The organism is Streptomyces sp. NK15101, assembly GCF_020400725.1.
Taxonomy (GTDB): Bacteria; Actinomycetota; Actinomycetes; order Streptomycetales; family Streptomycetaceae; genus Streptomyces.
Genome location: NZ_JAINVG010000007.1, coordinates 112,944 through 135,776, shown reverse-complemented (window position 1 = coordinate 135,776; position 22,833 = coordinate 112,944). Strand labels below are relative to the sequence as shown.

22 protein-coding genes are annotated in these 22,833 nt (G+C 72.3%); 13 read left to right on the top strand and 9 right to left on the bottom strand.

Going from position 1 to position 22,833, the window contains the following annotated elements; genetic code table 11:
• Positions 1-40 precede the first annotated feature (40 nt).
• From K7G60_RS06090 to K7G60_RS06050, 9 genes are read left to right on the top strand one after another with little or no spacing between them, the layout of a single operon-like run.
• Positions 41-1,399: an MFS transporter gene (locus K7G60_RS06090; protein WP_225799753.1), complete on the top strand. Its 1,359-nt coding sequence runs from the start codon at positions 41-43 to the stop codon at positions 1,397-1,399.
• Entirely contained in the window at positions 1,396-2,652 is a 1,257-nt protein-coding gene (locus K7G60_RS06085; protein ID WP_225799752.1) for an acetyl-CoA carboxylase biotin carboxylase subunit family protein, read from the top strand. Before K7G60_RS06090 ends, K7G60_RS06085 begins: the two co-directional genes overlap by 4 nt.
• Before the next feature lie 4 nt (positions 2,653-2,656).
• Positions 2,657-3,010 carry a hypothetical protein gene (locus K7G60_RS06080; RefSeq protein WP_225799751.1) on the top strand — a complete coding sequence of 118 codons (354 nt, stop codon included), beginning with the start codon at positions 2,657-2,659 and terminating at the stop codon, positions 3,008-3,010.
• Positions 3,011-3,027: 17 nt separating this feature from the next.
• Positions 3,028-3,939 (top strand): NAD(+) diphosphatase, encoded by a 912-nt coding sequence (nudC, locus tag K7G60_RS06075; protein WP_225799750.1) that lies wholly within the window; start codon positions 3,028-3,030, stop codon positions 3,937-3,939.
• Positions 3,940-3,970: 31 nt separating this feature from the next.
• Entirely contained in the window at positions 3,971-4,426 is a 456-nt protein-coding gene (locus tag K7G60_RS06070) for a rhodanese-like domain-containing protein (RefSeq protein WP_225799749.1), read from the top strand.
• A complete protein-coding gene (locus tag K7G60_RS06065; RefSeq protein ID WP_225799748.1) occupies positions 4,423-5,538 on the top strand; it encodes a DUF6421 family protein in 1,116 nt (371 codons plus the stop codon). The genes K7G60_RS06070 and K7G60_RS06065 overlap by 4 nt, the downstream gene beginning before the upstream one ends.
• Before the next feature lie 5 nt (positions 5,539-5,543).
• Positions 5,544-6,101 carry a GPP34 family phosphoprotein gene (locus tag K7G60_RS06060; RefSeq protein ID WP_225799747.1) on the top strand — a complete coding sequence of 186 codons (558 nt, stop codon included), beginning with the start codon at positions 5,544-5,546 and terminating at the stop codon, positions 6,099-6,101.
• 49 nt (positions 6,102-6,150) lie between these two features.
• Positions 6,151-7,002 (top strand): EI24 domain-containing protein, encoded by an 852-nt coding sequence (locus tag K7G60_RS06055; protein WP_225799746.1) that lies wholly within the window; start codon positions 6,151-6,153, stop codon positions 7,000-7,002.
• Positions 7,003-7,013: 11 nt separating this feature from the next.
• Positions 7,014-7,832: a pectate lyase gene (locus tag K7G60_RS06050; protein WP_225799745.1), complete on the top strand. Its 819-nt coding sequence runs from the start codon at positions 7,014-7,016 to the stop codon at positions 7,830-7,832.
• Between the two features lie 20 nt (positions 7,833-7,852).
• On the opposite strand, the gene K7G60_RS06045 is transcribed toward K7G60_RS06050, so the two are convergent.
• The gene (locus K7G60_RS06045; protein ID WP_225799744.1) at positions 7,853-8,815 is read right to left on the bottom strand and encodes a LysR family transcriptional regulator; all 963 of its coding nucleotides are present in this window, start codon (positions 8,813-8,815) and stop codon (positions 7,853-7,855) included.
• Positions 8,816-8,952: 137 nt separating this feature from the next.
• Between K7G60_RS06045 and K7G60_RS06040 the strand changes: the two genes are divergently transcribed.
• Positions 8,953-11,142, top strand: coding sequence for a M4 family metallopeptidase (locus K7G60_RS06040; protein WP_225799743.1), 2,190 nt, complete (start codon positions 8,953-8,955; stop codon positions 11,140-11,142).
• A 143-nt stretch (positions 11,143-11,285) separates the two neighbouring features.
• Here the strand turns inward: K7G60_RS06040 and K7G60_RS06035 are convergent, their stop codons facing one another.
• Positions 11,286-12,017 (bottom strand): carbon-nitrogen hydrolase family protein, encoded by a 732-nt coding sequence (locus K7G60_RS06035; RefSeq protein ID WP_225799742.1) that lies wholly within the window; start codon positions 12,015-12,017, stop codon positions 11,286-11,288.
• Between the two features lie 52 nt (positions 12,018-12,069).
• Entirely contained in the window at positions 12,070-12,978 is a 909-nt protein-coding gene (locus tag K7G60_RS06030) for a LysR family transcriptional regulator (protein ID WP_374115595.1), read from the bottom strand.
• Between the two features lie 49 nt (positions 12,979-13,027).
• Here K7G60_RS06030 and K7G60_RS06025 point away from each other — a divergent pair, with 49 nt between their 5' ends.
• Positions 13,028-13,870, top strand: a complete 843-nt coding sequence (locus K7G60_RS06025) for an NAD(P)-dependent oxidoreductase (protein ID WP_225799740.1) — start codon at positions 13,028-13,030, stop codon at positions 13,868-13,870.
• Positions 13,871-14,053: 183 nt separating this feature from the next.
• On the opposite strand, the gene K7G60_RS06020 is transcribed toward K7G60_RS06025, so the two are convergent.
• Positions 14,054-14,629 (bottom strand): TetR/AcrR family transcriptional regulator, encoded by a 576-nt coding sequence (locus K7G60_RS06020; protein ID WP_225799739.1) that lies wholly within the window; start codon positions 14,627-14,629, stop codon positions 14,054-14,056.
• A gap of 163 nt (positions 14,630-14,792) precedes the next feature.
• On the opposite strand from K7G60_RS06020, the gene K7G60_RS06015 reads away from it, so the two are divergent.
• The gene (locus K7G60_RS06015; RefSeq protein WP_225799738.1) at positions 14,793-17,237 is read left to right on the top strand and encodes a glycoside hydrolase family 3 protein; all 2,445 of its coding nucleotides are present in this window, start codon (positions 14,793-14,795) and stop codon (positions 17,235-17,237) included.
• Positions 17,238-17,297: 60 nt separating this feature from the next.
• Here K7G60_RS06015 and K7G60_RS06010 read toward each other — a convergent pair whose 3' ends face one another.
• Positions 17,298-18,191 (bottom strand): SGNH/GDSL hydrolase family protein, encoded by an 894-nt coding sequence (locus K7G60_RS06010; protein WP_225799737.1) that lies wholly within the window; start codon positions 18,189-18,191, stop codon positions 17,298-17,300.
• 259 nt (positions 18,192-18,450) lie between these two features.
• Here K7G60_RS06010 and K7G60_RS06005 point away from each other — a divergent pair, with 259 nt between their 5' ends.
• Positions 18,451-18,945, top strand: coding sequence for a DUF3145 domain-containing protein (locus K7G60_RS06005; protein WP_225799736.1), 495 nt, complete (start codon positions 18,451-18,453; stop codon positions 18,943-18,945).
• A 217-nt stretch (positions 18,946-19,162) separates the two neighbouring features.
• Here the strand turns inward: K7G60_RS06005 and fabF are convergent, their stop codons facing one another.
• The 4 genes from fabF to K7G60_RS05985 form a co-directional block, all read right to left on the bottom strand.
• Positions 19,163-20,425: a beta-ketoacyl-ACP synthase II gene (gene fabF / locus K7G60_RS06000; RefSeq protein ID WP_225799735.1), complete on the bottom strand. Its 1,263-nt coding sequence runs from the start codon at positions 20,423-20,425 to the stop codon at positions 19,163-19,165.
• Positions 20,426-20,519: 94 nt separating this feature from the next.
• On the bottom strand, positions 20,520-20,768 hold the full coding sequence (locus tag K7G60_RS05995; protein WP_225799734.1) for an acyl carrier protein: 249 nt from the start codon (positions 20,766-20,768) through the stop codon (positions 20,520-20,522).
• Between the two features lie 59 nt (positions 20,769-20,827).
• The gene (locus K7G60_RS05990) at positions 20,828-21,859 is read right to left on the bottom strand and encodes a ketoacyl-ACP synthase III (RefSeq protein WP_225799733.1); all 1,032 of its coding nucleotides are present in this window, start codon (positions 21,857-21,859) and stop codon (positions 20,828-20,830) included.
• A 19-nt stretch (positions 21,860-21,878) separates the two neighbouring features.
• Complete coding sequence (locus tag K7G60_RS05985; RefSeq protein WP_225799732.1) at positions 21,879-22,796, bottom strand: ACP S-malonyltransferase; 918 nt, start codon at positions 22,794-22,796, stop codon at positions 21,879-21,881.
• Positions 22,797-22,833 lie beyond the last annotated feature (37 nt).

Genomic DNA, 22,833 nt, shown 5'->3' with positions numbered 1-22,833 from the left:
TCAACCCCAGGCACGAACCGGAGCGAGAGAGAGCCAGGAAGTGGCAACCACCGTCGAACCCGAGTCGATAGGCCGGAAACTCGGCATCCCGCGGTTGAAGGGGCACGGCAAGTTCGTCTCCGCGAGTCTGATCGACAGCCTCGGCACCGGACTGATCCTGGCGTTCACGGTCGTGTACTTCGCCCGGACCACCTCCGTGTCCCTGGCCGCGATCGGCGCCGCCATGACCCTGGCACGGCTCCTCGCCCTGCCGACGTCCATGGTCGTGGGCCCGCTGATCGACCGGTTCACCGCCCGGCGCACGGCGGCCTGGGGCAACCTGGTCTCGGTCTTCGGCTACCTCGGCTTCCTCCTGGCCCACTCGGTGTGGCAGATCGTGGTCGTGGCCTTCCTCGTCCAGGTGGGCCACACCACGTACTGGACGTCCAGCAGCGGCCTGGTGGTGCTCGCCGCCCCCGAGGACCGGCGCACCACCTGGTTCGGCTTCATGACCGCCCTGCGCAACACGGCGATGGGCATCGGCGGCGCGCTCGCCGCCTTCGCCTTCACGCTGGGGGAGGGGACCGCGCTCCACGCCATCGTCATCGGCAACGCGGTGAGTTACGTCTTCGCGGCCGTCCTGCTCTTCACCTGGCGGCCCACGCCCCCCGAGCCCGCTCGCGAGACCTCCCCGGCGACCGCCGACGTGATCCTCGACGCGGCCCCGGAGGAGCGGAGCGCCCCGCCGGAGCAGCCCCCGGCCGGCTACCGGACGGTCCTGCGGGACCTCTCGTACACACTGCTCATCGGCGTCAACGCCACCATGGTGTTCGCCCAGATGCTCATCAAGGTGCTGCTGGCGATCTACATCGTCGACGCGCTGGAGATGCCCGCCTGGACCGCGGGCACGCTGATCGTGGTCAACGCGATCCAGGTCTCCCTCACCCAGACCCTGGTCGCCCGCAAGGCCGAGTCGTCCCGGATGACCCGCGCCGTGATGCTGGCCGCGGTGCTCAACACCGCCGCGTTCCTCCTCTTCGCCGTCCTCTACGTGACGTCGGACCTGGTGACCTACGTGGGGCTCTTCCTCGCGATGGGCGTCTTCACCCTCGCCGAGGTGATCGCCTTCCCCGCCCTCGACACCCTGAGCGTGTCGATGGCCCCCAGCACCATACGCGGCCGCTACCTGGCCACGTACCAGCTGTCCTGGACGGTCGGCGAAGTCGTCGCCCCGGGACTGCTCACCTTCCTCCTCGCCCGGGGGGAGGTGCTGCCGATGGTCTTCCTCGCCACGCTGAGCCTGCTGGCCGTCCCGCTGCTCCTCGCCCTGGAGAAGCGGACGAAGAACAAGACGTCCGAGACGGCCGGAACCACCGGGCCGTCCGACGAGACCAGGACGATGACAGGAGAAAGCGCATGAAGACGGTCGTCGTGATTTCGACCCGGGGCTTCGGGGTGTTCCGCCACGACCTGCTGGTGGAGCCGGACCAGGTCCGGTTCGTCGGCATCTTCTCCGAGCAGGACAGTGCCAACGTCTCGCAGGAGGAGCGGGAGTACTTCCACCGGATCCACGTGGTGCCCTGTGGCCTCGACAACCCCTCGTACACCGAGTCGTCGATCGCCGACCCGGCGTCCGTACGGGCCATCGTGCGCGAACTCGCCGCGGAGTGCGGTCCCGGTGAACTCACCCTGCACTGCTTCGACGAGCGGAACCTGCTGCTGACCGGCGAGCTGCGCGAGGAACTGGGCCTGCCCGGCCCGACCTACGACGAGCTGCTGCCCTACCGCGACAAGTGCCTGATGAAGGAGCGGCTGGCCGGCACCGGTCTGCGCGTGCCCCGGTTCGGCCGGTTCGACGCCGACGCCCGCGCCGCGGACCCGGCGGCCTACCTGGACCGGATCGTCGCCGAGGTCGGCATGCCCTTCGTGCTCAAGCCGGTCGACGCGGCCTCCGCCGACGGGGTGTACAAGGTCTTCACCACGGAGGAGTTCTTCGCCCTGCCGAAGGACCTCGGACGCTCCTACGAGTACGAGGAGCACATCGACGGCACCATGTACAGCGTCAACCTGGTGACGCAGAACGGCAGGACCGTCTTCCGCGGGGTCACCGAGTACCTGGTCAACTCCACCGAGGTGCAGAAGGGCCGGGTCAACGCCGACATCAACCTGATCGACTCCGACCCCCGCGTCGACCGCATGGTGGCCTTCACCGAGACCGTCCTGGACGCCCTCGGCCGACTGGACGGCGGCAGCCACCTGGAGCTCTTCCACACCAAGGACGACGAGCTGGTCTTCCTGGAGGTCGGCGCCCGCTTCAAGGGCCTGGCCGGACTCGCCGCCATGCAGGAGAACTACGCGGTCGCGCTGCTCAACCTGGCCTTCGAGATCGAGGCGGGACTGGCCAGCCACCCGTGGGACCAGGAGCAGACCTACTGCTTCGACGCGGTGATCCCCAAGCGCCCCGGCGTCGTGGCCCAGCTCGTGGACCCCGACGTCGAGAGCGACTTCACCATGAAGTGGAAGGTCGAGGTCGGCGAGGAGATCAAGCAGGGCGCCTCGCTCATCGACAACGGCGGCACCTTCCTCGTCCGCAACAAGGACTACGACACCCTCTACCGGGACTTCGAGAAGCTGGCCGGCTACACCCCGATCCGCTACACGGACGAGGTCTGACGCCGTGGTGCGACGCACGCGCGAGGCGGAGGCCGTCGACATGGTGTCGCTGCGCGCCACCGTCGGCCGCATCGTGGAGGCGGACCGGTTCGACGGCTGGCTGATCGAGCTGCCCGACCACGTGCTGGTCGCGGTCGCGGCGCCGCTCGAGATGCTCGGCTTCCAGCACTACCTGACGCCGCCGCGGGACGACTTGCTGGTCAGGGCGGCCCGGGTGGTGTGGGACTCTGTGGCCGATCTCCTGGCCGACTGCCCGGCCGATCTGGCCGCCGAGTTCGCCTCCCTGGGCGCCGCCCTCACCCCGAGTGAAGCCGGCGCGGCGGCACGGCCGGGGACGAGCCGAGCCGACGCTTCATGAACGACAGGAGTCCCTCCGTGCACTACACCGGACTTGAGCTGGACCGGGCGGGCGACCGCCGCTCCGACGCCGCCTGGGTCGCCGCGCAGGCTTCCCTCCCCGGCACCCGGGTGCTCCCGATGTGGCGCGACCAGTGCCTCACGCGGGGCGGCACGCCGGTGGTACGGAGGGTCTCCGACGCGGGCCCGTTGCTGGACGAGGCCGCCGAGCCGGTGTTCCTGGGACTCGACGGCGACGAGGCGGTCTTCGCGGCCGACCTGTCCGCGCTGACGGAGGACCGGGCCCGCGCCCTGGCGGGCGCCGACGCCGTCCAGGACGTGCGGCAGCTGGTCGCCGGCATCGGCATGGCCGAGGCCGGCCTGCTCGCCTACGCCCGCGGCCTGCTGCACTGGAACCGCAACCAGCGGTTCTGCGGTGCCTGCGGCGGCCCTGCGGACTCCCGGCACGGCGGTCACCTGCGGGTCTGCCGGGACTGCGGAAAACTCCTCTTCCCGCGCATCGAGCCCGCCGTGATCATGCTGATCGAGCTGGCCGGCCGACCCCGGCGCTGCCTGCTGGCGCGGCACGCCCAGTCGGGTCCGCAGTCCTTCAGCACCCTCGCCGGCTTCGTCGAGATCGGTGAGGGCCTGGAGGACGCCGTGCGGCGCGAGGCCTTCGAGGAGGCGGGCGTCCAGGTGAAGTCCATCGTCTACCAGGGCTCGCAGGCATGGCCCTTCCCGGCGGGCCTGATGGTCGGGTTCCGCGCCGAGGCCGCCTCGGACACCGTCCGCGTCGACGGTGCCGAGGTGGTGGACGCGCGGTGGTTCACGGCGGCGGAACTGCGGGCCCACATCGACGCCGGGCACGTCTACCGCGCCGACTCCATCGGCAAGTTCCTCATCGAGAACTGGCTCGCCGAGGACGACGCCGAGGAGAACACGAACGGATGAAACGGATGGATGACCTTCATGGATGACACGGATGGCTGACACGGCTGCGGCACCGACAGCACCCCGACGGCCCTCACCCGCCTCACGGGTGCTGGCCGTCCCCGCCGCCGAGCCCGGACAGGCGCTCGACTACTTCCTCCGGGCCCGGCTGGCCTGCGAGACGGACCCCTTCGACGTCCATCACGACGTCTCCGACGGCGTGCCCGGCTTCGTCCTGATCGACGCCCGGCAGGAGGCCGCGTACCGCGAGGAGACGCTGCCCGGCGCGCGGAGCGTGCCGCACCCCACGATGACGGCCGACGTCCTCGCCGGGCTCGATCCCGCGCCCCTCTACGTGACGTTCGGCTGGGGCCCCGCCTGCAATGCCGGCACGAAGGCCGCCGCCGCGCTCGCGGGTGCCGGATTCCGGGTGAAGGAGATGATCGGCGGCCTGGAGTACTGGAAACGCCAGAACTATCCCACCCAGACAAGGGGGCCAGTGACATGAGCGAAGAGATCAAGCGGGTCATCGACGAGGTCGACGGAATACGCCAGAGCCTGGACCGAAAAGCCGATCCCCGCGATCCCGCATTCCTCGACGGGCTGCTGAAACAGCTGGAGAACGCACCGCACCTGCGAGAACAGCCCATCGCCCGGGCCCTCATGGAAGACCTGCGCGGATTCGCCGACGAACCCCGGCTGCTGCGCACCAAGGCCCATATCAACAACCGGCGTGACCAGCACATCTTCTCCTACTTCGACGCCTCCTACTTCCCCCGGCTGTCGCTGGACTACCTGACGTACGAGACACTGCCGACCCACCCGCTGCTGGCCGAGCGGTACGCCAGCAACACGATGCCGGTGAACATCACCGCCTGCTCCGAGGGATTCCAGTCCCGGGTCGTCGTGGCCCTTTTCCCGGAGAACCACCTGGACGGTCGGCAGGAACCCGACGACCTGATCTTCTACTTCATCAACAAGTTCGTCGAACGCCACAACCGCATCACCCGGAAGATGATCGACGGGGTGATGGCACCGGGCAGTTTCCCGCTCCTCCAGGACGCCGACGACGACCTCGTCGAATCCGCGTCCGCCTGGTGGGTGCGGCTGCACGAGTTCCACCACCGGCAGGGCGACATGCCCATCCCCGACTATCTCCACGCCAAGAAGCTCAAGCCGCTCGCCGGCCTGGAGGAACTCCGCGTCGACGTCTCCTCGATGCTGGTCTGCCTCGAGGACGACGGGCTCCCCGCCGACGAGGCCCGCCGCGCCTACGAGTACATGCTCGCGGAACGTCTGCTCCGCTACGCCGTCGAGGGCATCCCGCGGCCCAACTACGACGCCGTCGCCTCCCAGCTGCTCTTCAACTACCTCTTCGAGAACGGCGGCATCGCCCTGCGCGGCGACCGGATCCACCTCGCGCCCGAGCTCCCCGCCGTCCTGACCCGCTTCCTGAACGAGATCGTGACCGTGGAACGGCGCATCCACACCGAGTCCGTGGCGGACGTGAAGGCCGCCCTGCTCGCGTTCACCAACGCCTACACCGACTACGACGAGACGGCGAAGGACTACCGGCACATCCCGTTCTTCGCCGACGTCAAGCAGCGCCTGGGCGTCTGACCCGCATGACACCGCCCCCGGCCCCGCGAAGCCCGCTGCCCGCCCGGCTGCTCCTGGCGGCCCACGAGGACCCCCGGCTGCGCTCCCGGACGTTCCGGACCGAGCTGGGATTCGGCGCGGCCGGCGCCGCCCTCCTCGAACTCGTCCTGGAGGGACGGATCAGCGTCTCGCACGACGAGGTCGTGGTCCGTGGCGCGGGGCGCTGCACCGACCCGGTCGTCGACCTCGTGCTCGGCCGGCTGCTGTTCGCCGAGCGGGGGCGCGGTCCACGCGGCTGGATCGAGCGGCTGGGCCCCGAGGTGCTGGAGGGGACCCGGGACCAGCTGCTCGCTCAGGGTCTGCTGATGCCCGTGCGGCGCCGGGTCCTCGGGCTGTTCCCGGTGCACGGGTACGCGCTCGCCGGCGCCGTGCCCCGGCATCCGCCGGATGCCGCGCTCACCTGGCTCCTGGACGCCCTGCGCCGGCCGGCCGGGCCGCCGCGGCCGGAGTGCACGGACCCGGTCGTCCTCGCCGTCCGGGCCGCCACGGAGGCCGCGGCCTTCCCGCTCGCCTGCTCCGGCTGAGCGCGGGGGCCGCCCGGCCGGTCCCGGGGGCCCCGATAGGGTGATCGTCATGCGTGATTTCGGGGCGGGTTTCGGTTACTTGGTGCGGGGCCAGAAGTGGGTCGGCGGCCACGGACGTTGGTTCGGCTTCGGGCTGCTGCCCGGCCTCGTGACGCTCGTCCTCTACGCCGGCGCGCTCGTCGGCCTCGGTTACGGCGCCGACGACCTGACCGCGTGGGCGACGCCGTTCGCCGACGACTGGTCCTCGCCCTGGCAGGGGATCTTCCGCGGCGCCCTGACAGGGCTCGTCTTCGCCTTCGGGCTCTTCCTCGCGGTGATCACCTTCACCGCCGTCACCCTCCTCGTCGGCCAGCCCTTCTACGAGTCGCTCTCCGAGGAGGTCGACCGCAGCGAGGGCGGCGAGGTCCCCGAGTCGGGCCTGCCGCTCTGGCGCGAACTGTGGATCTCGGCCCGGGACAGCCTGCGGATCCTGGTGCGGGTCGCGTTCTACGGCATCCTGCTCTTCGCCTGCGGGTTCATCCCCGTCGTCGGCCAGACCGTCGTCCCCGCCATCGGCTTCTGCGTCTCCGGCTTCTTCCTCGCCGAGGAGCTGACGGCCGTCGCGCTCCAGCGCCGGGGCGTCGAGCTCAAGGAGCGGCTGCGGCTGCTGCGCGGGCGCCGGATGGCCGCCCTGGGCTTCGGCGTTCCGCTGACGCTCGCCTTCCTGGTCCCGTTCGTCGCGGTCTTCCTCATGCCGGGAGCGGTCGCCGGGGCCACCCTGATGGTCCGTGACCTGCGGGGCGAGACGGCCGGTGACGACGCGGACGAGGACTCCCGGAAGGACGGCCGGAAAAACGATCAAGAAGGCGGCAACCTTCCTTCCTCCGGTGGCGACCAGGGGGTGCACCACCACCCCCACTGAAGAAGGAACACATGACGCCACACAAGCGGAAGACGGGTCGCCGGCGCGCGGTCATCGGCGGCCTCAGCGCCCTCGGCATCACCGGCGCGGCCGTCGTCGCCGGCGGTCTGCTCGCACCGGCGGGCGCGGCGGACGCCGTCGCGGCCTGGCCGGAGGCGAAGGGCGACAAGCCGGTCGCCACGACCATCGAGGTCTCCGGCACCTACGACGGCGGGCTCAAGCGCTTCCACGGCACCGGTGAGCTCGGCTCGGACGGCCAGGACGAGAGCCAGAAGCCGGTCTTCGTCCTCGAGGACGGCGCCGTCCTCAAGAACGTGATCCTCGGGACGCCGGCCGCCGACGGCGTCCACTGCCTCGGCAGCTGCACCCTCCAGAACGTCTGGTGGGAGAACGTCGGCGAGGACGCCGCCACCTTCAAGGGCACCTCCGCCTCGTCGGTATACGCGGTGTACGGCGGCGGCGCGAGGAGCGCCTCCGACAAGGTCTTCCAGTTCAACGGCGCGGGCAAGCTGGTCGTGACCAGGTTCCAGGTCTCCGACTTCGGCAAGCTCGTCCGCTCCTGCGGCAACTGCAGGAAGCAGTACGCGCGGACGGTCCTGATCAACGACGTCGACGTCATCGCGCCCGGCAGGTCGATCGTCGGCGTCAACGCCAACTACGGCGACACGGCGACCCTGCGGAACATCCGGATCCACGGCGACGCCGAGCGGAAGACCAAGCCGTGCACCCGCTTCACCGGGAACAGCACCGGCAAGGAGCCCAAGGAGATCGGCACCGGCCCGGACGGCACCACCTGCCGCTACTCGGCCGCGGACGTCTCCTACCGGTAGCCCCGTACCGCACCCGGTCCTCAGTCGCCGAGGACCGGGTGCAGCTCCGGGCGCGCGTCCCACCAGGCCCGGTGGAAGGCGTTGTTGCCGACGTCCGCCAGATACGCGCGGGCCGCCGCCCGGTACAGCAGCTCCGCCTGCGGGGCCGGTACCGCGGCCCGGTTCCAGGCGAGCCGGATCCGCCCCGTCACCGGGTCGCCCTCCAGGGGACGCAGCACCGTGCCCTCCGCCGCCGGGGCGGTCGGCTGGCTCATCGAGATCGCCCGGCCCGCCGCGATCAGGTCGTAGTGCATCTTGCGGTCGGCGACCCGGTGCCGCAGCGACGGGGTGAACCCGGCCTTCTCACAGGCCGCGACCAGCGCCTCGGGGCCGCCGTCGTCGTCCTCCACCAGCGTCATCCAGGACTCGCCCGCGAGCTCGGCGAGCGCGATCCGCTCCCGGCCGGCCAGCGGGTGCTCCGCCGAGAGCCGCACGCAGAAGGGCTCCTTGGGGACGAGGGTGCGGGCCGTCGTCCCCTCGGGCAGCGGCACCTCGTGGTCGTTGACCTCCCCGTACAGGACGGCGTCGTACCGCCCCGCGCCGAGCTGCCGGGTCAGCGTCGTCGCCGAGTGCTCCACGGTGACGGTGATCTCCCGCCCCGTCACGACCTGTTCCAGCTCCCCGAGCAGCCGGTCGACGAGGACGAGCAGGATGCAGCCGAGCCGCAGCGGGGTGTGCGGGGCGACGGCCCGGGCGCCGGCGACCAGCGCGTCCATCTCGCCGAGCACGAGCCGCGCCTTGGCGAGCACGAACTCGCCCAGCGGAGTGGGCTCCACACCGTGCCGGCCGCGGAGGAAGAGCTCCCCGCCGGCGACCCGCTCGATGCGCCGCAGCTGCGCCGACAGGGCCGGCTGCGAGACCCCGAGCCGCCCGGCGGCCCGCCCCAGACTGCCCGCTTCCGCTATCCGGCAGACGGCTTCGAGATGCCTCAATTCCAGCTGCATTTCAGCAGCGTACGCAGGGGCGCACGGGCGCACCATAACCCGCGTCTTATGCCGGATGAGATGTCCCGAACTGGCCATGTCCACGCCCATACTCGGCGCGATGATCCGTCTCCCCCACCCTTGAACGGAGCACGACGTTGCACCCGACCAGACTCACGGCGGCCGTGGCCGCCCTGGCGCTCTCGGCGAGCCTCGCGACCGCCCTCGTCGGACCGGCGACCGCGGCGACCCCGCAGGCGCGGCCCGTACCCCCGGGCCACGGCAAGGCACTCGCCCTCGCCGCCGCCGACGAGGCCGCGAGCAGCGGCCTCGACGAGCTGCGGCACGGCGCCGACGAGGACCTCGTCCGGACGTCCGTCACCCCCTGGGCGAACGGCCTGTACTACGCCGCGTACGAGCGCACCTACCGCGGCCTGCCGGTCGTCGGCGGCGACGCGGTCGTCGTCTCCGACAGCTCCGGCAAGGTCCGCGAGGTCACCGGCGCCCCGGCGCCCGCCATCCGGCTGTCCACGAAGGCGAAGGTGACGGCCGACGCGGCCCTCGCCACCGCCCGGAAGCAGCTGGCCTCGGTCGAGAGCGCGAGCGCCCCCGAGCTGACCGTGCTCCTCAAGGGCGGCAAGGCCGTCCTCACCTGGCACACCCTGGTCATCGGCCGGACCGCGCAGGACGCCCCGAGCTCCCTCGACACGTACGTCGACGCGCGCACCGGGGCCGTCGCCCGCGCCACCGACAAGATCCTGCACGCCGACGGCCGCGGCTACCACAACGGCAACGTCACCATCGACACCGCCGCGACCTCGATGACCGACACCACCCGCGGCGGCTTCAAGTGCGGCGGGCAGAACGGCAGCGCCTACACCGGCTCCTCGCCGTGGGGCAACGGCACCGCCAACGACCTGGTGACCGCCTGCGTCGACATCATGTACGCGGCGCAGAAGGAACACTCCATGCTCAAGGAGTGGTTCGGCTACAACGGCCAGAACGGGCAGGGCGGCATGGTCCCGGCCCGCGCCGGACTCGCCGAGGTCAACGCGTACTACGACGGCACGAAGACGACCTACGGGCGGTCCCAGACCGGCTCCAACCAGCTCACCGGCATCGACGTCGTGGCCCACGAGTACGGCCACGAGATCTTCGACCGGACCCCGGGCTCCGCCGGCTCGTCCAACGAGAACGGCGGCATGAACGAGTCCACCGGCGACATCTTCGGCGCGCTCACCGAGCACTACGCCAACAACCCCAACGACACTCCGGACTACACGGTCGGCGAGAAGGTCAACTTCTTCGGCGACGGCAAGCCGATCCGGAACATGTACAACCCCTCGCTCGTCAACAACGACCCCAACTGCTACACCCAGTTGACCTCCGGCACCGAGGTGCACGCGGCGGCCGGCCCGCAGAACCACTGGTTCTACCTGCTCGCCGAGGGCTCCAACCCGGGCGGCGGCAAGCCCAGCAGCCCGATATGTTCCGGCGGCCCGTCCTCGGTGACCGGCATCGGCATCCAGAAGGCCGGCAAGATCTTCATGGGCGCCCTGCTGATGAAGACCTCCTCCTGGAACCACCCCGCCGCCCGCAGGGCGACGCTGAGCACGGCCAAGAACACCTACGGCAGCGCCGAGTGCAACGCGGTGAAGGCGGCCTGGAACGCGGTCGGCGTGCCGGCCCAGTCCGGTGAGACCGACTGCGGCGGCACCACCACCCCGGACTTCTCGCTCGCCCTGAACCCGTCCTCGGGCTCGGTGCAGCCGGGCGCCTCCGTCACCTCCACGGTGAACACCTCCACCACCGGCGGCAGCGCGCAGACCGTGCAGCTCTCCGCGAGCGGCGCCCCGAGCGGGGTCACCGTCTCCTTCAGCCCCTCCTCGGTGACCTCCGGCTCCTCGTCCACGATGACCGTGCAGGTGGCGGCGGGCACCGCCAACGGCACGTATCCGATCACCGTCACCGGTAAGGGCTCCGCCACGCACACGGTCACCTACCAGCTGTCGGTCGGCACCACGACCCCGCCCACCGGCTGCGACAGCACCGAGCACACCTACCAGGGCACCCTGTCCTCCGGACAGGCCCAGGCCCAGCCGGACGGCTCGTACTACTACTCGGCGACCTCCGGCACCCACGTGGGCTGCCTGCGCGGTCCGGCCGGCACCGACTTCGACCTGTACCTGCAGAAGTGGAACGGGTCGACGTGGGCGGACGTGGCCGTCGGCGGCACGGCGTCCTCCGACGAGGACACCAGCTACTACGGCACCGCGGGCTACTACCGGTACGTGGTCCACGCGTACAGCGGTTCCGGCGCGTACACGCTGGGCCTGACCGCCCCGTAAGGGGATCGGAGTAAGGGGATCAGCGTCCCGTAAGGGGACGAGCGCCCCGTGACGGGGGCGGGCGCCGTCGCGGACCGGGGGTTCCGTGACGGCGCCCCGGAGCCGGGCGGCCGTGTGTCCCACGGCCGCCCGGCCTCTCCGCGTCAGCGCACCTCGGCGAGCACGAAACCGGGCTTCTCCGGGCCCGCGTCCGCGATCCGCCCGCCGTCCGGGCCCCAGGCACCGGCCCCGCCTCCGCCGACCCCGTCCTCGTTGGGTCCCAGGACGTTGCCGAGCACCACGTGCAGACCGAAGTCCCGGGCGCGCACCGGATACACCTCCTCGAAGGAGTCGTTGTCGGCGGAGAGCACCGAACTCGCCAGGTACACCGCGCAGTCGTCGGCGGCGGCCCGCTCGGCCAGTTCCGGGAAGCGGTTGTCGTAGCAGGTGGCCAGGGCGAACCGGACCCCGTCGAGTGCGAACCGCCCGTCGGCGGTGCCCGGTTCGAAGACCTCCGCCTCGACCCCGTACAGGTGCTGCTTGTCGTAGCGCGCGAGGAGCGAGCCGTCCGGGCCGATCACGAGCGAGGTTATCCCGGCGACGGAACCGTTCGGTCCTTCCGAATCCCCCGTCCGCACCGGCCCGTTGACCACGGCCGCCGCGCCGGCGTCCCGGCAGGCCTCCCGTACGGGTGCGAGGCGGGGGTCGTCCTCGGTCAGGACCAGGGCGGGGGTGTCCCGGATCAGGGAGGGCTCGTACCCGGTCAGGCAGAGCTCGGCGAAGACGACCACACGGGCCCCCTCCGCCCCGGCCGCCCGGACCAGACCGGCGATCGTACGGACGTTGGCGTCGATGTCCCCGGCGACCGGGGTGAACTGGGTGGCTGCGACGAACATGACGGCCATCATCCCGCCCCCTGCTGTAAGGATCAAGGCCGGTCGGAGGGTATTAGCCGGGGATGAGCTGCTCCGCCGTCTCGCGGAGCAGGCCCAGGAACGCGGTCGCCGCGACCGTCGGGGTCGCGGGCGCGGCCGCGCAGATCCGGCGGTACGGGACGTCCTCCGGGTGGATCGTGACGAGGGCGACGTCCCGGCGCACCGAGGCCGCCGCGAGCGCGGGAACGAGCGTGACGCCGAGGCCCGCCGCCACCGCCCCCAGCTTGGCGATCCAGTCGTGGGCGAGCAGCCCCGTGCGCGGCCGGAACCCGGCGGCGACGACCGGACGGAACAGGGTGTCCTCCAGGCGCTCGTGGCCGACGATCCACTCCTCGTCGGCCAGCTCCGCGAGCCGCACGGCCCGCCGCCCCGCGTACGGATGCCCCCGCTCCAGGGCCACCAGCATCGGTTCGTCGAGCAGGTGGTGCAGCGTCACCCCGGGCGGCGGGGGAGCGGCGGCCGCCGGGCTGACCACCGCCAGGTCCTCCTCCCCGGCGACCACGAGGCCGAGGTGCTTGACCGACGGCCCCTCGACGCGCGTGACCACGACCCCCGGGTGGCGCTCCCGGAAGGCGGCCTGCGCGCGCGGCACGAGGGAGGCGGTGGCGCTGGAGAAGGCCCCGAGCCGCAGCAGCCCGCCGTCGAGCGTGCGCAGCGCCTCCAGCTCGGCCCGGGCCGCGACCAGCCGGTCCCGCACCGCCTCGGCGTGCGGCAGCAGCACCCGGCCCGCCTCGGTGAGCCGCACCCCGCGCGGCAGCCGCTCGAACAGCTCCGTGCCCATCTCCTCCTCCAGGGACTGCACCTGGCGGGAGACCGCGGACTGCGTGTAGCCGAGGACGTGGGCGGCGGCGGTGAAGGAGCCCGCGCGGGCGACCGCGAGGAACGCCTCGTACAGACCATGCGAGACAGGCATGGAGGCCATGCTAGACATTCGCTTGTCGCATGAGCCGGCCGGTCCTAGCGTCGGGCCCATGGAGACCACCACCCAGCCCCCGCAGAGGACTTCGCAGAGGATCGCCTTCCTCGGCCTCGGGTCCATGGGCCTGCCGATGGCCCGCCGCCTCCTCGACGCGGGGCACCCGCTCACCGTCTGGAACCGCACCGCCGCCAAGGCCGACGCCCTCGTCGCCGACGGCGCCGTCCGCGCCGCGACCCCCGCCGAGGCCGTCCGGGGCGCCGACGTCGTCGTCACCATGCTCGCGGATCCGGCCGCCGCCCTCGCCGTCGCGGACGAGCTGATCCCGGCGCTGCGCCCCGGCACCCACTGGATCGACACCTCGACCGTCGGGCCGGACGCCGTGGCCGCCCTCGCCGCCCGGCTTCCCGCCGGGGTCACCCTCGTCGACGCGCCCGTCATGGGCAGCGTCGACCGGGCCGCCGCCGGCGAGCTGCTGATCCTCGCGGGCGGCGACACCTCGCCCGTCGCCGGCGTCCTCGACAGGCTCGGCACCGTCACGCCCTGCGGAGACCCCGGCACGGGCGCCGCCCTCAAGCTCGTCCTCATCAACGCCGTCATCGGCGGGGTCGCCGTCGTCGCCGAGGCCCTCGCGCTCGCCGGCTCCCTCGGCCTGCCCCGCGAACTCGCGCTGCGCGCCCTCGGCGAGGGCCCGCTCGCGGGCGCCGTCGGCCGGGCCACCGCCACCGGCTCGCACTTCCCGGTCGCCCTGGCCGCGAAGGACGTCGCCCTGGCGACGGCGGTGGCGGAACTCCCCGTCCTGGAGGCCGTCCACGCGTCCCTGACCGCGGACCCGGCGCTGCTCGGCGAGGACCTGGCCGCGATGACCCGCCGGAGGCCCGCGGCGGCGCGCTCCTAGGATCCGGTGCGGCGGTGCGGCGGCGCGGCGGTGCGGCGCCGCAGGGCGCGGGGCCGTGGCGGAGCGGTCCGTCGCGGAGCCGGGCGGAGGAGGTCCCCGACGCCCGGGGAGAGCGGGCGGTCGCCGGACCTGGCGGCCGCACCCCGCGGATTCGAGTCCCGCCGGTCCCTCGTCCCCACCTTCCTAAGGGCTGTCCTCGTCCCCCCGCAGCAGTCGCAGGAAGTCCCGGAAGGCGCCCGGCATGTCCACCGCCGACGGGTCCAGGAGCCACTGGTACTGGAGGCCGTCCATCACCGCCGTGAGCAGCGGTGCCGCCCGCTCCGGGGTGAGGCCGCCGGGCAGCCGCTCGCCGAACTCCAGGCGCAGGACGGCCGCCATGTTGGCCCGCACCTGCGTGTACCGCTCGGTGAAGAACTCCCGCGCCGGGTGCCCGTCCGTGACGCTCTCGCCGAGCAGCGCGGAGAAGGTCTGCACGATCCCCGGCCGCATCGCGTTGTACTCGACGAGCGACTCCAGGAGGTCGAGCCGCCAGCCCTCCCGGTCGGGGCCCCCGCTCGTGTCCCAGCGGTCGCGCTCCTCCAGGACCGCGACGAGCAGCGCCTCCTTCGTCGGGTAGTAGTGCAGCAGTCCCTGCTGGGTCAGCCCGACGCGCTCGGCGACGGAGCCGAGGGTGGCGCCCCGGTAGCCGCGCTCGGCGATCACTTCGAGGGCGGCGCGCAGGATGTCCGCGCGCCGCTCCTCGCTCCTGGCCCGCACCATCGCCGTGGCCTCCTTCCGCGTGGTCCGTCCCGTCCGAGAGGACCGTACCCGCTCGTCCCGTTCCGCGAGTAACGGAAAGGTAACTTAACCTACCGATCTACAGGTAGGTGTGTGCACGATGGGCGCATCGGGGTCACCGGTACGTCAACGAGGAGGTACGGCCATGGCGGAGAACACCGCGGAGACCGTGAGGAACGCGGCCGTCGAGGCGGCGCTCGGCAAGCTCGACCTGGACGCCAAGGCCCGGCTGCTCGCCGGCCAGGACATGTGGTCCCTGCCCGCCCTGCCGGAGATCGGCCTGAAGTCCCTGGTCATGTCCGACGGCCCCATCGGCGTCCGCGGCGTCCGCTGGACCGCCGACGACCCGTCCGTCGCGCTCCCGTCCCCGACCGCGCTCGCCGCCGCCTGGGACCCCGCGCTCGCCCGCCGCGCCGGCCGGCTCCTCGCGCAGGAGGCCCGCCGCAAGGGCGTCCACGTCCTCCTCGCGCCCACGGTCAACCTGCACCGCACCCCGCTCGGCGGCCGCCACTTCGAGGCCTACAGCGAGGACCCGTACCTCACCGGCGCCATCGGCACCGGATACGTCCAGGGCGTCCAGGACGGCGGCGTCGGCACCACCGTCAAGCACTTCGTCGCCAACGACGCCGAGACCGACCGCTTCACCGTCGACAACAGGATCGCCCCGCGCCCCCTCCGCGAGCTCTACCTCGCCCCCTTCGAAGCCATCGTCAGGAACGCCCGCCCCTGGGGCATCATGACCGCCTACAACCAGGTCAACGGCGTCACGATGACCGAGCACCACCAGCTCGTGAACGAGGTCCTGCGCGGCGAGTGGGGCTTCGACGGCTACAACGTCTCCGACTGGATGGCCGCCCGCTCCACCACCGCCGGCATCGCGGGCGGCCTCGACGTCGCCATGCCCGGCCCCGTCACCGTCTACGGCCCGGCCCTCGCCGCCGCCGTCCGCGCCGGCGAGGTCGAGGAGTCCGCCGTCGACACGGCCGTGCGCAACGTCCTGCGGCTCGCCGCCCGCGTCGGCGCCCTCGAAGGCGCCCCGCCGGTCGTCACCGAACACCCCGCCGCCGTCGACGGCGACGCCCTCGCCCGCGAGATCGCCCGCCGCGGCTTCGTCCTCGTACGGAACGAGAACGGCGCCCTGCCCCTGAAGAGCGGCACCGTCGCCCTCTCCGGCGCCGCCGCCCGCGACGCCCGGGTCCTCGGCGGCGGCTCCGCCCAGGTCTTCCCCGACCACGTCGTCTCCCCGCTCGACGGCCTCGCCGCCGCCCTCCCCGACGGCTCCCTGACCTTCTGCGTCGGCGCCGACCCCAGCGAGGAACTCGCCCCCGCCGGCTCCGTCTCGCCGGGGTTCACCCTCCGCGCCCGCTGCCGCGACGCCGCGGGGAACGTCATCGGCGAGGGCTCCCTGCCCAACGGCCAGGTCCAGTGGATCGGCGACGACCTCCCCGCGGGCGCCACCCACGAGGCCCTCGCCTCCGTCGAGGTCCTCGGCACCTTCACCCCGCGCGAGTCCGGCGAGCACGCCTTCGGCACCCGCGGCCTCGGCGCCTTCACCCTCACCGTCGCCGGCCGGACCGTCTTCGACGGCACCCAGGTCATGGGCCCCGAGACCGACCCCTTCGAGGCCTTCTTCGGCTCCCCGGTCGAGCGCGGCAAGGTCGTGCTCACCGCCGGCGAGACCGTCGAGGTCTCCCTGCTGCACACCCTGGACAAGGAGTTCGCGGCCCCGCTCCCGGCCGTCATGTTCTCCTTCGTCCACCTCGGTCCCCGCCGTGACCCCGACGAACTGATCGCCGAGGCCGTCGAGGCCGCCCGCGCCGCCGACACCGCCGTCGTGGTCGTCGCCACCACCGAGCGCGTCGAGTCCGAGGGCTTCGACCGCAAGGACCTCGCCCTCCCCGGCCGCCAGGACGACCTCGTACGGGCCGTGGCCGCCGCCAACCCGAACACCGTGGTCGTCGTCAACGCCGGCTCCCCGGTCGAACTGCCCTGGCGCGAGGACGTGGCCGCGATCCTGCTCGGCTGGTTCCCCGGCCAGGAGGGCGGCGCCGCCCTCGCCGACGTCCTCACCGGCGCCGAGGAGCCCGGCGGCCGCCTCCCCACCACCTGGCCCGTGGCCCTCGCCGACGCCCCCGTCACCGAGGTCACCCCGACGGACGGCGAACTGCACTACGCCGAGGGCGTCTTCATCGGCTACCGCGCCTGGGACAGGGCCGGCACCGTCCCCGCGTACCCCTTCGGCCACGGCCTCGGCTACACCACCTGGTCGTACGACTCGCTGGCCGCGACCCCCGACACGGCCACCGTCCGGATCACCAACACCGGCGACCGGCCGGGCCGCGAGACCGTCCAGATCTACCTGGCCCCCGTGTCGGACCCCGTGGAGCGCCCCGCCCGCTGGCTCGCCGGCTTCGCGAGCGTCGAGGCGGGGGCCGGAGAGACCGTCGAGGCCGAGATCGCGCTGCCCCGCCGCGCCTTCGAGATCTGGGACGAGGACAAGAACGACTGGACCCTCGTCACCGGGACGTACGAGGTCGTCGCGGCCCGCTCCCTCACGGACGGCCGCCTGACCGCCACCCTGGAGATCTGACCCGCCGGACACCCCCACGACCGGCCCCGGGGCGGCACCTGACAACCGCCCCGGGGCCCCTCACTCCTCCGTGATCCGCCGGTACGCCAGCTCCGCGAGCCGCGCCTGCCCGTCCCTGCTCGGATGGAACCAGTCCCAGGGACTCAACTGCCCGCCGCCGAAGCGGAACCCGAAGACCGCCCCGCCGTCGTACCGGCAGCGCGCGTCCTTCGCGCAGACCTCCTCCAGGACCCCGTTGTACGCCACCACCCGGTCCCGCACCGCCGCCCGCCGCCGCTCCGCCACCGGACCCAGGTCCTCCGCGTTCGCCAGCATCGCGCCGCAGATCCCCAGCTTCCACACCTCCAGTCCCCTCGGGCTCACCCGCCCCGTCGACCACAGGTGCTTCAGGTCCGGGACGCTCGCCACGTACACCTGCGCCTTCGGCGCGCCCGCCCGCAGCCGGGCGAGGGCCGCCTCGAAGGAGGCGCGGAAATCGGCGACCGGGGTCATGAGGTCCGGGGTGGCCCGGCAGGCGTCGTTCGCCCCCATCATCACCGTCACCAACTCGGGCTTCTCGGCCGCCGCCCCGGCCATCTGTGCGGGGAGCTCCGCCATCAGCGCACCCGTCCTGGCCAGGTTCCAGCTGCGGGTGGCCACCTTCTCCGGGCCGAGCAGCCGCAGCGCCAGACTGTTGACGGCGGTGTCCGTGCCCGTCGCCCAGGACGCCTCGGGGCAGTCGGCGAGGACGGAGCACGCGTCGAAGGCGCGGGTCACGGAGTCGCCGACGGCCGCGACGGAGGTGGGGGAGACGTCCCAGGACGGCGTCGGTCTCGGCTTCGGCGCCGGCGTGGCCGCCTCGACGGGGGAGGCCTGCCGCGGGTCCCCGGCCGTGCAGCCGGAGAGCACCCCGCCGCACAGCAGCGCGGCCGTCGCGGCGGCGACAGCGGTACGGAATCGGCGTCGGCCGCGCATACCCGGCCCCTCCTTCGGCGTCCTGGCGGGTGAAAGCTTGGTGTTCACCCGCCCCCGGACCGACCGTACGTCACACCGATGACGGCGCGGCACGGTAGCTTTTCCCCCGTCGAACCAGAGGCGCCTTTGCCGACCGGCTCCGGTAAATTACATCACGTCACATGCTGTCCCCTTTTAGATGGTTTGCGATGTTCATCTCCTGATGCTGTTTACTGAGGCCGCTGGGAAAGGCGAACCTCGTCCCACACTGGAGGTCCCGGTGACGACACGTGGAGTCCTGTACGTTCACTCCGCACCGCGCGCGATGTGCCCGCACGTCGAATGGGCGGTCGCGGGTGTCCTCGGTGCGAGGGTCCAGCTCGACTGGATCCGCCAGCCGGCGTCCCCCGGCACCTGGAGAGCCGAGTTCTCCTGGCAGGGCCAGACCGGCACCGCCTCCAAGCTCGCCTCCGCGCTCCGCGGCTGGCAGATGCTCCGCTTCGAGGTCACCGCGGAACCCTGCCCCACCGCCGAGGGCGAGCGCTACAGCGCCACCCCCGACCTGGGCATCTTCCACGCCGTCACCGGCATGCACGGCGACATCCTGGTCCCCGAGGACCGGCTGCGGGCCGCCCTCGCACGCTCCGCGCAGGGCGAGACCCAACTGGAGGCGGAGATCGCCAAGCTGCTCGGAAAGCCCTGGGACGACGAGCTGGAACCCTTCCGGTACGCGGGCGAGGGCGCCCCCGTCCGCTGGCTGCACCAGGTCGTCTGACGCTCCGGGCGACGGCGACAGGCCCCGGCCCGTCGTCCGCGACGCCTCCTGGTCGCCTTCGCCCAGCGGGAGGAGATCGTCCCCGTCACCGGCGGCCACGTCGTCCTCGACCAGATCCTGATGAGCGCGGAACGGCGGCGTTCGCGCTGCGCCGACCCGCCGTACGACGAAGGCCCACCCCCCGACCGGGGGGTGGGCCTCACGCGTCGAGCGCGGGTCAGACCGTGCGGAACGCCAGCACCACGTTGTGGCCGCCGAAACCGAAGCTGTTGTTGATCGCGGCGATCGTGCCCTGCGGGAGCTCGCGCGGCTCGCCGCGGACGATGTCGGCCTCGACCTCGGGGTCCAGGTCGTCGACGTTGATCGTCGGCGGGGCCACGCGGTGGTGGAGCGCCAGGACCGTCGCGACGGTCTCGATGCCGCCCGCGCCACCGAGGAGGTGACCGGTCATCGACTTCGTCGCGGAGATCGCGACGTGGTCCAGGTCGTCGCCCAGGACCTTCCGCAGCGCCTTGATCTCGGCGACGTCGCCCTGCGGCGTCGACGTGGCGTGCGCGTTGAGGTGGACGACCTCGGACGGCTTGAGGTCCGTGGAGTCCAGCAGGTTCTGCATCGCGGCGGCGATGCCCCGGCCGGTCGGCTCGGGCTGCGCGATGTGGTGGCTGTCGGCCGACAGGCCCTGGCCGAGCACCTCGCAGTAGATGCGGGCGCCGCGGGCCTTCGCGTGCTCCTCGGACTCGAGGATCACGACGCCGGCGCCCTCGCCGAGCACGAAGCCGTCACGGCCGGTGTCGTAGGGACGCGAGGCCTTCGTCGGCTCGTCGTTGTTCTTGGACATCGCCATCATGTTGGCGAAGGCGGCGATCGGCAGCGGGTGGATCGCGGCCTCGGTACCGCCGGCGACGACCACGTCGGCACGGCCGGTACGGATCATCTCGACGGCGTAGCCGATCGCCTCGGCACCCGACGCACAGGCGGAGACGGGGGTGTGGACGCCCGCCCGGGCGTTCACCTCCAGACCCACGTTCGCGGAGGGGCTGTTGGGCATGAGCATGGGCACGGTGTGCGGGGAGACGCGGCGGACGCCCTTCTCCTTCAGCACGTCGTACTGGTCGAGCAGCGTGGTGACACCGCCGATGCCGGAGGCGATGACGGAGCCGAGCCGCTCGGGGGCGACGGACGAGTCCTCGCCCGCCGGGGCGGTGTAGCCCGCGTCGGCCCAGGCCTCGCGGGCCGCGATCAGCGCGAACTGCGCCGAGCGGTCCAGCTTGCGGGCGAGCGGGCGGGGCAGCACGTCGCCGGGGTCGACCGCGGCGAGCGCCGCGATCTGGACGGGCAGTTCGGCGAACCGCTCGCCCTCCAGGGGCTTGACGCCGGAGCGCCCCGCGAGAAGACCTTCCCAGGTCGACGCGGAGTCGCCACCCAGCGGTGTGGTTGCGCCGATACCGGTGACGACCACGGTGCGATTGGTCGAGCTCACAGGAATTCGTTCTCCATGTGTGTGATGGTCGGAATACGGCGCCACCGCCGGGTGGCGGACCGAGTCAGCGTGGACCGAGTCGGCAGGGGCCGAATCAGTCCTGGTGCTTCAGGATGTAGTCGGCGGCGTCGCCGACCGTCTTGAGGTTCTTGACGTCCTCGTCCGGGATCTTGACGTCGAAGCGCTCTTCGGCGGCCACGACGACCTCGACCATGGACAGGGAGTCGACGTCCAGGTCGTCGGTGAAGGACTTGTCGAGCTCGACGTCCTCGACCGGGATGCCGGCGATCTCGTTGACGATCTCGGCGAGACCCTTGACGATCTCTTCCTGGGTGGCGGCCATGGTGGCGCTCCTTCTTGTGTCTGTACTGAGGGAAACGGCTTCCGGAAGGTCCGGAGTGCCTAGGGGAGAGTAACGACCGTGGCGGCGTAGACGAGACCCGCCCCGAAGCCGATGACGAGCGCGGTGTCGCCGCTCTTCGCCTTCCCGGTCGCCAGGAGCCGCTCCATCGCGAGCGGGATCGAGGCGGCCGAGGTGTTGCCGGTGGTCTCCACGTCACGGGCGACCGTGACGTGCTCCGGCAGCTTCAGAGTCTTCACCATCGAGTCGATGATCCGCATGTTCGCCTGGTGCGGGATGAAGACGTCCAGGTCGTCCGCCGTGATGCCGGCGGCGTCCAGGGCCTGCTGGGCGACCTTCGCCATCTCGAAGACGGCCCAGCGGAAGACCGCCTGACCCTCCTGCGTGATGGCGGGGAACTTGATCTCGCCGGCCGAGTTCAGCGGCAGGTTCGAGACGTCGCCGACCTGGAACTCGTTCCACGGCACGGTCTGCTTGATCGTCTCGGACTTGTCGCCCTCGGAACCCCAGACCGTGGGGCCGATGTGCGGCTCGTCCGAGGGGCCGACGACCACGGCACCGGCGCCGTCGCCGAACAGGAAGGCCGTCGCGCGGTCCTCCAGATCCGTCAGGTCGCTGAGCCGCTCGACACCGATGACGAGCACGTACTCCGCCGAACCCTCGACGATCATGCCCTTGGCGAGCGTCAGGCCGTAGCCGAAGCCCGCGCAGCCGGCGGAGATGTCGAACGCGGCCGGCTTGCCGGCGCCGACCTTGTCGGCGATCTCGGTGGCCACGGCCGGGGTCTGCTTGAAGTGCGACACCGTGGAGACGATGACCGCGCCGATCTGCTCCGGGGTGATCCCCGCGTCGGCGATCGCCTTGCCCGAGGCCTCCACCGACATCGCGGTGACGGTCTCCTCGGGGGACGCCCAGTGGCGGGTCGCGATGCCGGAGCGCGAGCGGATCCACTCGTCGGACGAGTCGATCTTCTCGAGGATCACCTCGTTCGGCACGACCCGGGTGGGGCGGTAACCGCCGACACCGAGGATCCGTGCGTAGGGGGCGCCCTTGCTGGGCTTGATCTTCGACATGTTTCTCGGCACTCCCTTGTCAGACGGCCGCGTGCTCGGCGATGAGCGTACGGGCCGCGTCGAGGTCGTCGGGAGTCTTGAGGGCGACCGTGGCCACCCCCGGCAGCGCCCGCTTGGCGATTCCGGTCAGGGTGCCGCCGGGGCACACCTCGATCAGCGCGGTCGCGCCGAGCTCCTGGAAGGTCTCCATGCACAGGTCCCAGCGGACCGGGTTCGCGACCTGGCCGACCAGACGGGCCACGACCTCGGCACCGTCGGCGACGACCTGCCCGTCCTTGTTGGAGACGTAGCGGGTGACCGGGGCGGCCGGCGACAGCTCCTTCGCCGCCTCCTCCAGCGTCGCCACGGCCGGGGCCATGTGGTGCGTGTGGAAGGCGCCCGCGACCTTGAGCGCGACGACCCGGCGGACGCCCTCGGGCTTGTCCGCCTCCAGGGCGGCCAGCTGCTCGAGGGTGCCGGCGGCCACGATCTGGCCGGCGCCGTTCACGTTGGCCGCGGTCAGGCCGAGCTTCTCCAGATGCGGGACGGTCACCTCGGGGTCGCCCCCGAGCAGCGCCGACATGCCCGTCGCGGTGACCGCGGCGGCCTCGGCCATCGCGAGACCGCGGGTGCGGACGAGGCGCAGCGCGGCGGTGTCGTCGAGGACGCCCGCGAACGCGGCGGCGGTGAACTCGCCGACGCTGTGGCCGGCGACGACGCCGGGCTTCACGTCACCGAGCGCGGCCGCGGACAGCAGACCGGCGGCGACGAGGAGGGGCTGGGCCACGGCGGTGTCACGGATCTCGTCCGCGTCCGCCTTCGTGCCGTAGTGGGCGAGGTCGAGCCCGATCGCGTCGGACCAGGCCGCGATGCGGTCGGAGGCGCCGGGGAGTTCGAGCCAGGGGGTCAGGAAGCCGGGCGTCTGGGCGCCTTGGCCGGGAGCGACGAGTACGAGCACCCTCACACTCTCTCTTGGGGACGGCTTCGAGCGCCCG